13 protein-coding genes and 1 pseudogene are annotated in these 15,023 nt (G+C 72.0%); 3 read left to right on the forward strand and 11 right to left on the reverse strand.

Features of this window, described 5'->3' with window-relative positions; all coding sequences use genetic code 11:
* Positions 1–45 precede the first annotated feature (45 nt).
* The 6 genes from efeB to G3I41_RS06550 form a co-directional block, all read right to left on the reverse strand.
* Positions 46–1,332, reverse strand: coding sequence for an iron uptake transporter deferrochelatase/peroxidase subunit (efeB, locus tag G3I41_RS06525; RefSeq protein ID WP_343242071.1), 1,287 nt, complete (start codon positions 1,330–1,332; stop codon positions 46–48).
* Between the two features lie 8 nt (positions 1,333–1,340).
* Positions 1,341–3,275, reverse strand: coding sequence for a copper resistance protein CopC (locus tag G3I41_RS06530; protein ID WP_164399332.1), 1,935 nt, complete (start codon positions 3,273–3,275; stop codon positions 1,341–1,343).
* Positions 3,276–3,289: 14 nt separating this feature from the next.
* Entirely contained in the window at positions 3,290–3,739 is a 450-nt protein-coding gene (locus G3I41_RS06535) for a copper chaperone PCu(A)C (protein ID WP_164399333.1), read from the reverse strand.
* Positions 3,736–4,389, reverse strand: coding sequence for an SCO family protein (locus G3I41_RS06540; RefSeq protein ID WP_164399334.1), 654 nt, complete (start codon positions 4,387–4,389; stop codon positions 3,736–3,738). Before G3I41_RS06540 ends, G3I41_RS06535 begins: the two co-directional genes overlap by 4 nt.
* Before the next feature lie 69 nt (positions 4,390–4,458).
* Positions 4,459–5,199, reverse strand: a complete 741-nt coding sequence (locus G3I41_RS06545) for a YcnI family protein (RefSeq protein ID WP_164399335.1) — start codon at positions 5,197–5,199, stop codon at positions 4,459–4,461.
* 140 nt (positions 5,200–5,339) lie between these two features.
* Positions 5,340–6,155 carry a hypothetical protein gene (locus G3I41_RS06550; RefSeq protein ID WP_203600304.1) on the reverse strand — a complete coding sequence of 272 codons (816 nt, stop codon included), beginning with the start codon at positions 6,153–6,155 and terminating at the stop codon, positions 5,340–5,342.
* Positions 6,156–6,422: 267 nt separating this feature from the next.
* Between G3I41_RS06550 and G3I41_RS06555 the strand changes: the two genes are divergently transcribed.
* Complete coding sequence (locus G3I41_RS06555; RefSeq protein ID WP_164399336.1) at positions 6,423–6,968, forward strand: ATP-binding protein; 546 nt, start codon at positions 6,423–6,425, stop codon at positions 6,966–6,968.
* A 36-nt stretch (positions 6,969–7,004) separates the two neighbouring features.
* Here G3I41_RS06555 and G3I41_RS06560 read toward each other — a convergent pair whose 3' ends face one another.
* Together G3I41_RS06560 and G3I41_RS06565 are read right to left on the reverse strand one after the other, a co-directional pair.
* Positions 7,005–8,465 carry an aminopeptidase P family protein gene (locus G3I41_RS06560; protein ID WP_164399337.1) on the reverse strand — a complete coding sequence of 487 codons (1,461 nt, stop codon included), beginning with the start codon at positions 8,463–8,465 and terminating at the stop codon, positions 7,005–7,007.
* A 98-nt stretch (positions 8,466–8,563) separates the two neighbouring features.
* Positions 8,564–9,934: a PP2C family protein-serine/threonine phosphatase gene (locus tag G3I41_RS06565; protein ID WP_203600306.1), complete on the reverse strand. Its 1,371-nt coding sequence runs from the start codon at positions 9,932–9,934 to the stop codon at positions 8,564–8,566.
* Between the two features lie 596 nt (positions 9,935–10,530).
* Between G3I41_RS06565 and G3I41_RS06570 the strand changes: the two genes are divergently transcribed.
* Positions 10,531–11,232: a bifunctional DNA primase/polymerase gene (locus G3I41_RS06570; RefSeq protein WP_164399339.1), complete on the forward strand. Its 702-nt coding sequence runs from the start codon at positions 10,531–10,533 to the stop codon at positions 11,230–11,232.
* Positions 11,233–11,840: 608 nt separating this feature from the next.
* On the opposite strand, the gene G3I41_RS06575 is transcribed toward G3I41_RS06570, so the two are convergent.
* The 3 genes from G3I41_RS06575 to G3I41_RS06585 all read right to left on the reverse strand — a co-directional run bounded on the left by G3I41_RS06575 (position 11,841) and on the right by G3I41_RS06585 (position 14,580).
* The gene (locus G3I41_RS06575; RefSeq protein ID WP_164399340.1) at positions 11,841–12,806 is read right to left on the reverse strand and encodes a DUF5926 family protein; all 966 of its coding nucleotides are present in this window, start codon (positions 12,804–12,806) and stop codon (positions 11,841–11,843) included.
* Between the two features lie 132 nt (positions 12,807–12,938).
* The gene (locus G3I41_RS06580; RefSeq protein ID WP_343242072.1) at positions 12,939–13,532 is read right to left on the reverse strand and encodes an ATP-binding protein; all 594 of its coding nucleotides are present in this window, start codon (positions 13,530–13,532) and stop codon (positions 12,939–12,941) included.
* 211 nt (positions 13,533–13,743) lie between these two features.
* Complete coding sequence (locus G3I41_RS06585; RefSeq protein WP_164399341.1) at positions 13,744–14,580, reverse strand: glycerophosphodiester phosphodiesterase family protein; 837 nt, start codon at positions 14,578–14,580, stop codon at positions 13,744–13,746.
* A 190-nt stretch (positions 14,581–14,770) separates the two neighbouring features.
* Here G3I41_RS06585 and G3I41_RS06590 point away from each other — a divergent pair.
* Positions 14,771–15,023: pseudogene (locus tag G3I41_RS06590) on the forward strand (protease); the annotation flags it as partial.

Genomic DNA, 15,023 nt, shown 5'->3' on the forward strand with positions numbered 1-15,023 from the left:
CGCGGGGAGGCCGCGGCAGGCCCGGATGGGCGGGCCTGCCGCGGCTCAGGACTCCAGAAGCCGCTGCCCCACGTACTCACCGGGCGCCGCCCCGCCCGGCACCGCGTACAGCCCGCTCGCCTCGTGGCGGATGAAGGGGGAGAGCGCGTCCCCCCGGTCCAGCTTGCGCTGCACCGGGACGAACCCGCGCAGCGGGTCGGCCTGCCAGCAGATGAACAGCAGCCCGGCGTCCGGGGTGCCGTCCGGGGCGATCCCGTCGTGGTACGAGAACGGCCGGCGCAGCATTGCCGCGCCGCTGTTGCGCTCGGGCGACGAGATCCGGGCGTGCGCGTTGTCCGGGATCAGAAGCTTGCCGTCCGGGCCCGCCTTGTCGAGGTCCATCGCGGTGGTCTCGGTGCCGCCGCTGAGCGGGGCGCCGTCCGCCTTGCGCCGGCCGATGACCCGCTCCTGACGTTCCACCGGAAGCTTCTCCCAGTCGTCCAGGAGCATGCGGATCCGCCGGACCACCGCGTAGGAGCCGCCCGCGAGCCAGTCGTACGCCGGGCCCTGGCCGCCGGGGACGAACAGGCGCTTGTCGAAGTCGTCGTCCGTGGGCTTCGGGTTGCCCGTGCCGTCGATCTGGCCCATCAGGTTGCGGGCCGTCATCGGCTTGGCGGTGGCGCCCGGTGTGCGGTTGAAGCCGTTCATCTGCCAGCGCACGGTTGCCGTCGAGGCGGCCTCCTTCTGGACGGCCCGCAGCGCGTGGAAGGCGACGAGGGCGTCGTCGGCGCCGATCTGGACCCACAGGTCTCCATGGGACCGGTCGGCGTCGAGGTGGTCGGAGGAGAACGGCGGAAGCGGGTCGAGCCCCGGCGGGCGGTGCGCGGTGAGGCCCGTGCGTTCGAAGAAGGTCGCGCCGAAGCCGAAGGTGACGGTGAGCGAGGACGGGCCCGCGTCCAGCGCGACACCGGTGTCGTGCCCGGGGCCGTCCGCCGCGCCCTCGACGGGTTCGCCGGCCATCAGCCGCCGCGCCAGCGCGGACCACCGGCGCATCAGGGCGGCGGCCTGCTTCCGCCCGGCCCCGGGGGCGAGGTCGAAGGCGATCAGGTGGCCGGATGCGTGAAGCGGAGTAGTGATCCCCGGTTGATGTTTCCCGTGAAACATCACCTCGGTGGAGCCGACCGTGGTCAGCGCGGCCGGTGCGTCGTCACGGGTCGCGGCGTAGCCGGTGGCGCCGCCGGTCGCCCCGAGGACCAACCCGGTCGCCCCGGCGGCGCCTGCGGTGCCGAGAAGCCGCCGCCGGGAGAGGGCGTGGGTGTTGCCGCTGTCGCTGCTCGTGCTTTTTCCGCTCACGTTCCCGCTCAGCCGATCTTCACGTTCTTGTCGACCGTCGTCTGGTCGATGTCGGAGGTCCGTACCGTCACCGCGACCTTCCAGTCGCCCGCGATCGGGAGCTGGAGGCCGGTGGCGGTCCAGTGGCCCTCGGTCAGCCGGACCGGGACGGCCGGCAGGGGACCGATGTCCTTGGACTCCAGGGTGAAGGCGATCTTCACCTCGGGGACGTCCATGGGCTTCTTGCCGGGGTCCTCGACCCACAGGTGGATCACGTTCGCGCCGGTGCGGCCGGGGTCGATGTCCATCCGTACCGTGCCCTTGCCGTTCGCCCCTCCCGTGTCGAAGGGGAGCGCGAGGTTGACGGGACCGCTGTCCACGGGCCCGGCCGCCGCCGACGTGGCGCGTGCCGCCTCTTCCTGCGTACGGCCCGGCTCGGTCGATGTGAGGACCGTGGTCACCGCCAGCAGGGCCACGGCGACGCCGACCTCGGCCAGCACCGAGCGGCGCAGCCCGGAGCGGCCGGGGTCGGCGTCGCGTATCCGCTTCTTCTCGGCGGTGGCCACGGCGGCCCGCTGCCGGGCGAGCTGAGCCGCCCGGGCGGGATCCCCGGCAGTCTCCGTTTCGGCTTCTGGTTCGGTCTCGGGCTCCTCGTCGGCCTCGGGCGCCACCGCGGCCGGGGCGGCGCCGCCCTCCGCGAGCCTCCCCGTCCACCGGCGCGACATCGACGCGATCCCCACCAGGACGGCGACGAGCCCCACCTTGACCAGCAGGAGCTGCCCGTAACCCGTGCCGGTCAGCGCCGACCACGTGCCGACCTGCCGCCACGACTGGTAGACCCCCGTCGCGACGAGGACGACCACGCTGACGAAGGCGATCGTGGAGAAACGGCGTACGGCGGCCGGGGGCAGGTCGGGCGTGCGGTACAGCGCCGTCAGCAGGGCCACGAGCCCGCCGAGCCAGGCCGCGACGGCCAGCAGGTGGAGCACGTCCACGGGCATGGCGACGCCGGGCTGGACACCGGTCGACGCGTGCTCGGCGAGCGCCCAGGTGCCGGCGATACCGGCGGCGATGACCGCGCCGCCGATGGCGAGGCCGAAGGTGAGGTCCTTCTTCTCGCGGGGGTCTTCGCGCTTGGCGTACGTGCCGAACAGGACGGCGACGAACAGCGCGCCGGCGCCGAGCAGCAGGAGCCGGGAGACCAGAGCGGCACCGGGCTTGGTTTCGAGGACCGCCTTGAGGCCGTCGAGGTCGAGGACGTCCCCCAGCTTCCCGGAGCCGGTGTACGAGCTGCGCAGGAGCAGCATCGCGAGGGTGGCCGCGGTGAGCGTCAGCCAGCCGCGTACGACCAGACGTTGCAGTGGTCGCGCACCCGCCCCACGCCGCCAGCAGGCCAGGACGAAGGCGGCGCCGCCCGCGAGCACGATGAACCCGGCGTAGGCGGCGTAGCGCGCGATGTCGTAGAGCGTGCCGACGAGCCCGCCCCCGGCCTCGCTGTCGGGGAGGGCGACGGTGGTCTCGGAGGGGGCCCCGATGGAGAAGGTGAAGGCGCCGGAGACCGGGTGGCTGTCGGCGGAGACCGCCTGCCAGGCCACGGTGTACGTGCCGTCGCCGAGGCCGCCGCGCAGGGCGACGCCGTACTTCACGGTGGACCCGCTGTGCAGGTCGCGTGGGGCGGCCCCGGTGTCGGCGCGCTTGCCCGAGGGGTCCAGGACGCGGATGGAGTCCGCACCCAGGGCGACCTGCTCGGAGAAGGTGAGGGTGACCTCTGCGGGTGCCGTGGCGACCACCGCCCCGTCCTGCGGATCGCTCCCGGTGAGCGCTGCGTGGGCCGACGCGGGAGCCGCGACGGCCAGCAGCAGACCGAGCGCCGCGCCGAGCAGCGCGGTGAGCAGTCCGGCCGCGGCGAGCGGCCGGCGCGGGGCGGACAGGGGCGGCCCGAAGGGCGGGGCGGTGGCTGTCATGGCGTGTCAGTCCCTCACTGCTTCTTCGGGTTGTGGGTGGTCTCCTTCACGGGAAGGTCGACCTCGATCGCGCCGGCCTTCTCGAAGTGCAGTTCCACGGACACCTTCTGGCCCTGCTTGGGCTGCTTCTTGAGCTTCATGAACATGATGTGGTTGCCACCACGTTCGAGATCCAGCTCACCGCCCGCGGGCACGTCGAAGGACGTCACCTTCCGCATGACCTGGTTCTCCGTCTCGTGGATCGTGACGTCGTCCGAGAGCGGGCTGGTCACCGAGGTGAGGCGGTCGTCGCCGGTGCCGTTGTTCTGCACGACGAGGAAGCCGGCCGCCATGTCGTTGACGGGCTGCGGCATGAACCCGCCGACGACCTTCAGTTCCGGCTTGTCCGAGGAGGACGAGCACCCCGCCAGCGTCAGGCCCGCGGTCACGGCCAGAACGGCGGCGAGGGTGGTGCGGTGGTTCACGGGTTCTCCCCCTTGACGATCTTGGGGAGGTCCTTGGTGTAGTCGTCGGGTGTGGTGTCCTCGCTGTACAGCACGTAGCCCTTGTCGGTCTTCGGGGAGAAGGCGATGACCTGTGAGCCGTGCATCGAGACGACCGTGCCGTCCTTTTCCTTCTTCGGCGCGGAGATGCCGATGCCGATCTGCCGGGCGCCCGCCTGGATGGCCGGGAAGTCGCCGGTGAGACCGATGAAGGAGGGGTCCTGCGCCTTGAGCCAGCTGCCGAGGGAGGCCGGGGTGTCGCGTTCCGGGTCGGTGGTGACGAAGACGACCCGGAGGTCGTCCTGGTCGGCCTTGGGCAGGGACTTCGTGGCGATGGCGATGTTGCTCATGATGAGCGGGCAGACGTCGGGGCAGTTGGTGTAGCCGAAGTAGATGAGCGTCGGCTTGCCCTTGGTCTCCTTGCGCAGGTCGTACTTCTTGCCGTGCGTGTCGGTGAGGACGAGGTCCGGCTTGGTGAATGGCTGGTCGAGCACCGTCGCGGCCTGCGTCTTCGTCTGCATCGACACGTCGGCGACGGGCTTCTTGCTGTCGTTGTCACTGCCGCCGCAGGCGGACAGGGCGAGCGTGGCCGCGACGACGAGCGCCGCGGCCGGAACGATCTTCTTAACCATGGAGCACTGTTCCTGAGGGGTCGGTGGAGCGGGTGGGGGCCAGGAAGCGCCTGGCCCCCGTGTGGGCTGTCAGGTCGTACGACGACGCCCGGCCAGGACGCCGAAGGCCACGCCGGCGGCACCGATGACGATGCCGACGATGCCGAGCACCCGGGCGGTGTTGTCCGAGGAGGCGGAGGAGGACGACGCGGCGGCGGTGGTCTCGCCGCTCTTCTCGGAGGAGTCCGAGGCGGGGGCCGAGGACTTCGCGTCCGCGCCGGCCGCCCCGTGCGCGTCGTCGGCCGGGGCCGTGAGCTTCAGGACGGGGGCGGGGGTCTCCGGCTCGTCGGCGCCTTCCTTGGGCTCCTCGATCCAGCGGACGACCTCCTTGTTGGAGTACGTCTGGACGGCCTTGAACACCAGCTGGTCGGCGTCCTCGGGGAGCTGGCCGACGGAGAGCGGGAACTGCTGGAAGCGGCCGGGCTCGATCTTGCCGCCGGTCCAGGTGACCTTGGAGACGGCCTCGTTGATCGTCTTGCCGTGCATCTGCAGCGGCTTGGCCAGCTTGCTCGTCGTCACCTCGACGTCCCAGCCGGGCACCGGCTGCGGCATGACGGACGCCAGCGGGTGGTCGGTCGGGAAGCTGACCTCCAGCTTGGTCGTCGAGGCGTTGTCGCGCTCGTTGGGGACCTTGAAGTTGATGACGGCGTAACCGCCCTTGGCGGCCTCGCCCTGCGGCTGGACGCTGACGTGGGCGGAAGCCGTGCCGGCGAGCAGCAGCACGGTGGACGCGGCGACGCCGCCGACGAGGGCGATGCGGGAAACGTTCATGACAGGGATCACTCCACAGGGCACGAAGGGAAAGTGCTCCGGCGCACGGGTGCGCACCGGTATCGCGACGCCACTTCCGTACGGGCCGCGTGCGCGCCCAGACCGGAACGGCTGGTGCGCATCGCGTGGAGGGCGTCGCGTCAGGCTGCGAGAGCGAGCACGGACGGCGGTCCGCGCCTGATCACCAGGTGCTGCAACGGATCCTCGGTGGCCGGGCGCGGCGCGTCCACGGCGGTACGAGGGGTGCGCGGCCCGGTCGCGGGTTCGCCGGCCAGGCCGGTGCGCAGGGCGGCGACGAGACCGAACGCGTCCCGCAACGCCCGCAGCCGTGCACCGGCCGCGACCTGCTGGGCACCGTGCGCCGACAGCCGGGCGAGCCGGAACAGGGCCACCTCGCCCCGCCGGAGCAGCCAGCCGGTGGCCAGGGCGGCCAGCAGGTGCCCGAGGAGCATGGGCAGGCTGGGAAGCGTGTGGAGGAGGTCGGCCGGGGTGGCCCATGCGGGGCCGGACGGGGCCGCGGCCAGATGCTGGTGCGCCTGGGCGGTCACCGAAGCCGGGTCGATGCCCGCGGTGCCGACGATGTGCCGCGCGTCGGCGGCGTCCAGTTGCCGGGGCCCGGCGCCGCAGACGAGGCTCGCCGCGAACCGGATCAGCGCGTCGTCGCCGCCCGTCGCCGCGGGGGCCGTGGTGTGCGTGCCCAGCCCGAACAGGGTGTGCAGGGCGAGCTGTCCGCCGGCCAGGGCCGCCGCGATGGAGGGAAGTGAGCGTTCGCGTCCGGCGAGGGGGACGGCCACCGCGAGGACGCCGAGGAAACCGGCGAGCAGCGTCCACCACGGGACGGTCGCACAGGAGGCCAGCGCATGCCCGGCCGCGGACAACGCGACGCAGACCGCGGCGAACACCGCGGCCCTCAGTAGCCGTAGACCGGCTCCGGCGCGTCCCACAGGCACAGACATGGCGGCCTCATCATCGCACCCGGGCCCCCGTCCCCGTACGGCAGGTCCGGAAGGTCGCCTTCCGGGCGGATTGGGTGTGAGCAGGGTCGTTCGCACGGTTCCGGCAGCTCACGGACCGGGTGCGAGGGGCGTATGGAACCGGAATACCTTGGTGCGGTGCGTCCGGCTATCCGCCGAATGGGCGGTATCAGAGCGCGCGCGTGCTTACGACCGCCCCGGTGCGGCAATACGTAGCGGTATGTCTAGCCGCAGCCAGGAGGCCGGAGCATGAGCATCTGGTGGTCACTCCATTTGCGGCGCGACGCTGCGAGCGTCCCGCTCGCCCGTCGGTTCCTGCTCGGCACGATGGAATCCGCGGGCGTGGACCCGGACGTCTCCTTCGACCTGTCTCTCGCGCTCAGCGAAGCCTGTGCGAACGCGGTCGAGCACGGCGGGGAGCACGACGACATCCCCGACGGCGCCGGGACGGACCGGGACGCCTGGGAGGATCCGTCGGCCACGGCCAGTGGCCAGTACCGGGTCACCGCGTATCTGGACGGCGAGATGTGCCGCATCGAAGTCGCCGATTCGGGGCCCGGTTTCCCCACCCGGGGCGGGCCGCGCACGTCGAAGCGGCAGCCCGGGAGCGGACTGCCGGATCCGCAGTGCGCGTCGTATCCGCCCGTCACCGCCGAGGAGGGACGGGGCCTGTGCCTGATCGAACAGCTCGCCGACCACGTGCACTTCGGCAACCGCCCGGGGTGCGCCGGCGCGGTCGTGAGCTTCGACAAGGTCTTGAAATGGCGGAAGGACGCCCTGCTCATGGTGTCCTGAGCGGGGCGCCCCTCCGTCGGTACGGCAGCCGGCGGATCAGCCCTTGAGCCGCGCCATCCACGCCTCGACCTCGTCGGCCTGCCGGGGCAGCTTGTCCGAGAGGTTCCGGTTGCCGTCCTCGGTGACGAGGATGTCGTCCTCGATCCGGACGCCGATGCCGCGGTACTCCTCGGGCACGGTGAGGTCGTCGGACTGGAAGTACAGACCGGGCTCGACGGTGAGGCAGACGCCCGGCTCCAGCGTGCCGTTCACGTACGCCTCGGTCCGGGCGGCGGCGCAGTCGTGGACGTCCATGCCGAGCATGTGGCCGGTGCCGTGCAGGGTCCAGCGGCGCTGGAGGCCCAGCTCCAGCACCTTGTCGACCGACAGGTCGCCGAGCAGGCCCCACTCGATGAGCTTCTCGGTGAGGACCCGCTGGGCGGCGTCGTGGAAGTCGCGGAAGTCGGCGCCGGGCTTGACCGCGGCGATACCCGCCTCCTGCGCCTCGTACACCGCGTCGTAGATCTTGCGCTGGAGCGGTGTGAACGTGCCGCTGATGGGAAGCGTGCGGGTCACGTCGGCCGTGTAGAGGTCGTTGGTCTCCACCCCGGCGTCCAGCAGCAGCAGCTCGCCCGAGCGCACGGCACCGTCGTTGCGCACCCAGTGCAGGGTGGTCGCGTGCGGACCCGCGGCGCAGATCGAGCCGTAACCGATGTCGTTGCCCTCGATGCGGGCGCGCAGGAAGAACGTTCCCTCGATGTAGCGCTCACTGGTGGCCTCGGCCTTGTCGAGGACCTTCACGACGTCCTCGAAGCCGCGTGCGGTGATGTCGCACGCCTTCTCCAGCTCGGCGATCTCGAAGGCGTCCTTCACCAGACGCGCCTCGGAGAGGTGGACGCGCAGCTCCTCGTCGCGCTCGGCGGTGACCTTGTCGGTGAGGGCGGCCTCGATGCCGGCGTCGTGACCGCGGACGTTGCGGACGGGGCCGGTGGCCTCGGCCAGCGCGGCGGGCAGCTCGCGCACGTCCTTGGCGGGGATGCCCAGCAGCTGTTCGGCCTCGGTGAGGGAGTGACGGCGGCCGACCCACAGCTCGCCCTGGCCGTCGAGCCAGAACTCCCCGTTCTCCCGGTTCGAGCGGGGCAGCAGGTAGATGGTCGCCTCGTGGCCGTCGCCCTTCGGCTCCAGCACGAGGACGCCGTCCTGCGTCTGGTCGCCGGTGAGGTACGCGTACTCGGTGGAGGCGCGGAAGGCGTACTCGGTGTCGTTGGAGCGGGTCTTCAGCCGGCCGGCGGGAATGACCAGCCGTTCGCCGGGGAAGCGCGCGGACAGCGCGGCGCGGCGGTCGGCGGTGTGACCGGCCTGGGCGATCGGCTCCAGGCCGTGCAGCTCGGTGTCGGCCCAGCCGGACTTCATGCTCTCGGCGAGCTCGTCGGACACGCCCGGGTACAGGCCGTTCTTCCGCTGCTTGACCGGCTCTGTCTCTTCGGTCTCCGGGGTCTCCGGGAACTCCTCAGACACGACTGTTCTCCTTGATACGACACTGGACCTCTTCCATCGTACGGGCGTACGGAAGGGGGCCCAGGGCCGGAAGACCTCTTACACAGGAGGGGCCCGGCTCAGTCGAACCTGGCCGCCAGTACGACCGCGTCCTCGGCGCCGTCAGCCCGCCCGGCCCCGTCCGGCAGCATGGCGCGCACCACATGGCCGGCCACCGAGGCGGCGTCCCCACGCAGCGCCCTCGGCACGCTCGCCGCCGCCGAGTGGAGGCGGGCGTACGCCCGGTCCATCGAGTCGCCGGCGCGGCGCAGCAGCCCGTCGGTGTACAGCAGAACCGTCTCGCCGGGTGCGGGCGTGATGTCCACGCTGGGCGCCTCCCAGCAGGACAGCATCCCCAACGGGGCGGAGAGGGTGGTCTCCACGTACGAGGTGCGGCGCTCGCCGGTGATCAGGGGCGGCGTGTGCCCGGCCCCGGCGAACAGGATCGTGCGGCGGGCCGGTTCGCAGTACGCGAAGAGGGCGGTCGCCGAGCGGGCCGGCTCGGTCAGCCGGAGCAGCAGTTCGAGATCGGAGAGCACGGCCACCGGGTCCTCGCCCTCCATCACCGCGTACGCGCGCAGCCCGGCGCGCAGCCGCCCCGTGGCGGCCAGCGCGCTGGGGCCCGAGCCGCCCACCGAGCCCACGGCGAGCCCGAGGGCGCCCTCGGGCAGGGCCAGCGCGTCGTACCAGTCCCCGCCGCCCTGCGGGGTGGCCTCGTGGCGTACGGCGAGCTGGACGCCGGGGATCCGGGGCAGCCGGGTGGGCAGCAGCTCCTCGGCCACGGTGGCGACATCCGCCCGGGCCCGTTCCAGTTCCAGCAGGCGGGCCAGGTGCTCGGAGGCGTAGCCGGCGTACAGGCCGACGAGGTGGCGTTGGCGTTCCAGGGGCTCCGCGGGTTCGTCGTAGAGCCAGACCGCGGCGCCGAGGCCTCCGGTCGTCACGGTGGCGAGGGGCAGTGCGTAGCTGGCGGCGTAGCCGAGGCGGGCGGCGACCTCGCGCCTGCGGGGGTCCAGGCCGCTGTCGCCGAGCAGATCGGGGGCGGTCAGCGGGGAGTCCGGGTCGGGCAGGCCGTCCAGGACGCGTCCGTACGAGGTGGCGCTGCGCGGAACGGTCTCGATCTCGCCCAGTTCGGCATGGGCCAGCCCGAGCCCGATGGTGTTGACGGGGCCGCGTCGGTCGGACGGTTCGAAGGCGACCAGGCCCCGGCGGGCGCCGACCAGGGCGGCTCCGGCTTCGAGGAACTCGTGCAGTGCGTCGTCCAGGGAGCTGGTTCCGGCCAGGCGCTCGGTGAGCTCGTGGAGCGTGGTGAGGTCGGAGACCCAGCCGGCGAGCCGGTCCTGGATGAAGGCGCCGGGCGGGGCGGGCACCGCCCCGATGGGGCCGGCAGTCTCATCCGAAACCGGAGCCATGGGATCGATTCCAGCCACTTTTGGAAGATGCGGAGCGCTCATGGTCGCCAGCTTTCCGAGCGGTGTGTTCCGTCGAATAGCATCGCAAACTCCCATGTCATTCTGCGCCGCTACCAGTGCATCCACATGTACACGCACAAGTAAGGCGATGTCCAGCATTGTCCGCCCGGAAAACCCGGTGTCCGTGCCTTAATCAACTTGGCCAAAAAACGCACCTTGCTCTGCGCATGAGCGGTCGACTGGGTCTGCCCGACGGGGGAGCACCTCCGGGTGAAGTCCCACGGGTGCGTCATTCCGGGCATGCTGGGTACGTAATTCTTTGGATGGCCAGGGGTGGCCCCGCCCGCCCCCGGAACCTGGCAGCAGATCCGGACGTCCTCACCTGTGACGGCCGCGCACCACCCCCCGAGTGGTGAGGCCGCACGCAACGGACCGCAGGCGCGCCGTGCGCCCCGCACCTCGCCACGATGCCGACCGCAAGCAGCTCGATCCGGCTCAGCACGGCTCACGCTCGGTACCGACGAACGACCCGTACCGCAGGCTCGACGAGCACGTACACCAGAAGCTCCGCAGGCATGGTGCGACCACGCACGATGCGAGGCGGACCCTCGGCGTTCAACGGAAAGGAACGAGCGCTCATGCGCGAGATCCTCGGAAGGCGACGCAGGCCCGGCCGCAGGGGCGGCTCCGCCCGGCTCGACGCGGCCCTGACCTGCGCCACGGAGTGGCAGTGGCCCGTGGTCCCCGGAGCGGGACTGCGCGGGGACGGTGATCGCGGCCGTCGCTGCGCGTGCCCCGATCCCGAGTGCCCGGTGCCCGGCGCGCACCCCTTCGACCCCGGACTGCTCGCCGCGACCACCGATGGCCGGATGGTGCGCTGGTGGTGGACGAACCGGCCGACCGCGCCGGTGCTGCTCGCCACGGGCGGCCACGCGCCGTGCGCCCTGAGCCTGCCCGCGCCGGCCGGTGTGCGCGCGCTGGCCGCGCTGGACCGGGCGGGCCTGCGCCTGGGCCCGGTCGTGGCGACGCCCACCCGGTGGGCGCTGCTGGTCGCCCCGTACACCTTGGAGCGGCTCGGTGAGCTGCTGTACGCGCAGGACCGGGTTCCCAGCTCGCTGCGGTTCCACGGGGAGGGCGGTTATGTCGTCCTGCCGCCGTCGGAGATCGGCACGGGGCAGGTTCGCTGGGAGCGCGCGCCGGAGCGCACTCCGGGTTCACGCCCCAAGGGTGCCGCCGCGCCGGCCGTGGCGCCCTGGCTTCCGGATGTCGAGGTGGTGCTGGACGCCTTGGTCGCGGCGAGCGTCAGTGCCCCGGACGGCGGCAGCAGACTGACGCACTGAGCGGTTGGGGGAAGGGTTGGCCGGATTCTGATGTGCGTGTGTTCTTTCAGGGGTCATTCATTACGGAGTTCTGTCGCTTCTCTGTCCGATCTCCGATGAATCTCTTCCGTTCTTCCCCACCCCCTCCCCCTCCCTTCCCCTGGCATCACGATTTCCGGGTAAACGGCGAGGTCGCTTGTGGCGCATCCGTTTGTCGGGTGGTGTCGCTGATGACGAGGAAATTCGGGTGCGGTAAAGCCTGGCGGCGCGCGGCTCCCTGATGGCACCTCGGGCGCCGTTCCCGCCGCGGCGCAGGTCCAAGCGGCTTCCTGGGCCGCGGGACTGACGCCGGGCCATCGCGCGGAGGCGCTGGGGCGGGTGAGGGGGGGAGCGGTCCGGGCGGGACCGGTACGCGGTTCTGCGCGCCCCGGGGGCGCGGAGCGCGCCGTACCCGGAAATGAGGATGCCCGATCGCTGGCGACGGGGGATGCACCAGCGACCGGGCTTCTTGAACGGTAACAAGAGATCTGCCGTTCGCAAATTCGATCTCGTGTATGAGGACAGCGATTTACCTGCCAGTACGCTGAGTTGTGACGGGAGTCACCGTCCGGGCGGAGCGTCGGTCACGGTCAGCTGAGCGTCACTTGGCGGTTGGTGAGCCCGCCGCGCGCCCGCCGCTCCTCGGCGGTGAGCGGAGCGTCCGACGCGAGCGCGGTCGCGAGCCGCTCCGCGAAAGCGGCGGCGGGCTTCTCGCAGTCCTCGGCCCCCATCGCGCTCGGCAGGTCCCAGACCGGAACCATCAGTCCGTGCGCCCGGAACGAACCGACCAGCCGGGTGTCCTCGCCGAGCGAGGACTCGCCCGCGGCGTGCAGCCGGGCGAGCGCGTCCAGGAGCTGCTCCTCGGCGTGCGGCATGACCCAGCGCAGGTGGTTCTTCTCCGGCGTCTCACACCAGTAGGCGGCGTCCACACCGGACAGCAGGGCGGTCGGGATCGCCGCCTCGTTCGCATGTTCGAGCGAGGCGGACACCTCGGCGGTGGCGTTCTCCGAGTCCGGCACCCAGAACTCGAAGCCGGAGTGCACCACCGGCTCGAAAGGCGCGTCGTTGTCCAGGAGGTCCTGCAGCCGGGGGCCGTCGGCCGGCACGCGGCGGGCGGCCACGGGCGAACCGGGCTCCGCCTCCAGCGCGCGGCTCAGTGTGTCCGCGAGATCCCGGCTGAGATCGCCGGACGAGGTGTCGTTCTGCAGGGCGAGCAGGACGGAGCCGTCGTCGCGGCGCAGCGCGGGCCATGCCATGGGCAGGACCGTCGCGAGCGTCACTGACGGCACGCCCTCGGGCAGGCCGCCCTTGAGCGTCAGGACGGCCGTGGCGGCCGGGACCAGCTCGCGCAGCGCGACCCAGTCGCACTCGCCGGCCAGGCCCTCGAACGGACGCTGGACCAGCTCGGTCACCGCCTGGGCCGCGGCGCGGCCGTGACACGCCTTGTAGCGGCGGCCCGAACCGCACGGGCAGGGCTCACGAGCCCCGACCACCGGGATCTCGCCGTCCTTGAGCTGCTGCTTCCCGGCCTTGGTCTGAGGGCGCTTCTTCGCCATGGTGGGCTTACTCCCGAGTGCGACAGTGCGGTCTGGCCCGCGAGCCTAGCCGCCCCGCCGCCCGCCGGGGCACCACCGCCGTGCCCGTCGGCTCAGCCCGCGTGGGCGAACCTCGCGGCACCGACCGGGCGTTCAGCCCGCGTCATCGAACGCATCGTCGAACAGGCCAGTGAAATCCAGCCCTTCGAGCCCCGGCACGACGGTGGCCCTCGGCGCGCCCGGCAGTCCGGTCACCCCGGACGCCCGTCCGCTGCCCCGTCCACCCGACCGGTCGCCGCGGCGGCCGTGGCCTCCGTCGACGAGCACCCAGACGGTGACCTCCCCCGGTGCGTCGTCCCGTACGCCCCACTCCTGGGCCAAGGCGCTGATGATGTTGAGCCCCCGGCCGCCGCGAGCGGTCACCGAGGGGGTGGCGGGAATCGGACGGGTCGGTCCGCCGCCGTCCGTCACCTCGACGGTCAGTCCGCCCGTCCTGTCGACGCGCCAGGCGGCGCGCACGTCACCGTCTCCCGTCTCGGTCTGCCAGCCCAGCGGCCTGCCGTGCCGGCAGGCGTTGCTGAGCAGCTCGGAAAGAATCAGCACCGCGTCGTCGACGACCGAATCCGACACCCCATGACTGCGCAACTGCTCGCGCATCCGGTGCCGCGCCTGGCCCACGCCCGCAGGACCGTGGGGAACGGCCATGCTCGACGACGTGGGCACCTCCTGTGCCACCACCAACGCCACCCCCGAGACCTCCTTTGCCCCCACGCCACGGAGTGGATGCCCTCCTGAGCTGTGCCGGAAACCGGCGAGGGGGCTGGCAGTGACGCACTCGTCACGAACAGGCACAGTCCGAGTGCGCCGGTGTACTCCCTGTAGTTGATCTCCTGATGGGCAGATGGGCTGATGCGTTCATACGCAGATACGCCGCGCGGCGTGCCCCGGTGCGCCGATGTCACGAACGGCCGAGCTGCGCCAGGACCTGCTTGGGGCGGTTGGTGATGATGGCCTCGACCCCGAGCTGTACGCAGAGCTCGACGTCCTCCGGCTCGTTGACCGTCCAGACGTGCGCCCGGTGCCCGGCCCGGTGGAGCCGTTCGATGTAGCCGGGATGGCTGCGCACGATCCGGACGCTGGGTCCGGCGACACGAGCCCCCGCGGGCAGCCGTCCGTCGCGCAGCCGGGGCGACACGAACTGCATCAGGTACACGGTGGGCAGATGGGGTACGGCCGCCCGGACGCGGTGCAGCGAACGGGCCGAGAAGCTCATGACGCGTACCGGCGAAGGGGTGCCGGCCGGCGGCGGTGCGTCGAGCTCGAAGCGTTTCAGCAGGTGCAGCAGGCGTTCCTCGACCTGCCCCGCCCAGCGGGTGGGGTGCTTGGTCTCGATCGCCAGCTGGAGCGGCCGCCCGGCCGCCCGCGTCTCCACGAGGAGTTCGAGCAGCCGTTCCAGGGTAAGTACGGAGGTGAGCTCGCCGGGCACCGGGTCCCAGTCCGGCGACTCCGTGTCGTCGCGGTCCTTCCAGGAACCGAAGTCCAGGGCGGCGAGGGCGTTCAGTTCCAGGGCGGAGACCGCGCCGCGGCCGTTGGACGTACGGTTCACCCTGCGGTCGTGCACGCAGACGAGGTGGCCGTCGGCGGTGAGGCGTACGTCGCACTCCAGGGCGTCGGCGCCGTCCTCGATCGCCTTCCGGTAAGCGGCGAGGGTGTGCTCGGGGGCGTCGTCGGACGCGCCCCGGTGGGCGATGACCTGGATGGGGTGCTGCTGCCGTGCTCGGTTCACCCGGGTCATGGTGTCACCGCGGGAACACGGCCGTGCACACCTTGCGACGCCGGACCGTTTTGTCCGATGTAAGGGTCGTGCGCAGATGCACAGGTCCTGCTTACAGTGGCCTGACGTGTCGTGGGAAAAGCTGACTGCGGACACGTACACAGCGGATCTCTTGCCGAATGACTGATGTGGAACCGAGGAGTAAAGAGCTGTGAGCACCGAGAACGAGGGCAACAAGGGCAACGCGGCCGAGGCCGCCCCGTCCGTACCTCCCGTGCCGGCCGACGCTCCCCAGGCGCCCCCCGAGGCCGCGCCCGCCGCCTCCCACCCGGACGAGACGGTCACCCGGGCGCCGGACCAGCCGCCCGCCCCCGCCCCCTCCTCGCCGGACCCCGCGACCGCGCAGACGGCCGCCTACCCGACGAACCCGCAGTACGCGCCCCCGCCCCCGCCGCACTCCGTGG

The organism is Streptomyces sp. SID9727, assembly GCF_010550605.1.
In the GTDB taxonomy this organism is placed as follows: Bacteria; Actinomycetota; Actinomycetes; order Streptomycetales; family Streptomycetaceae; genus Streptomyces.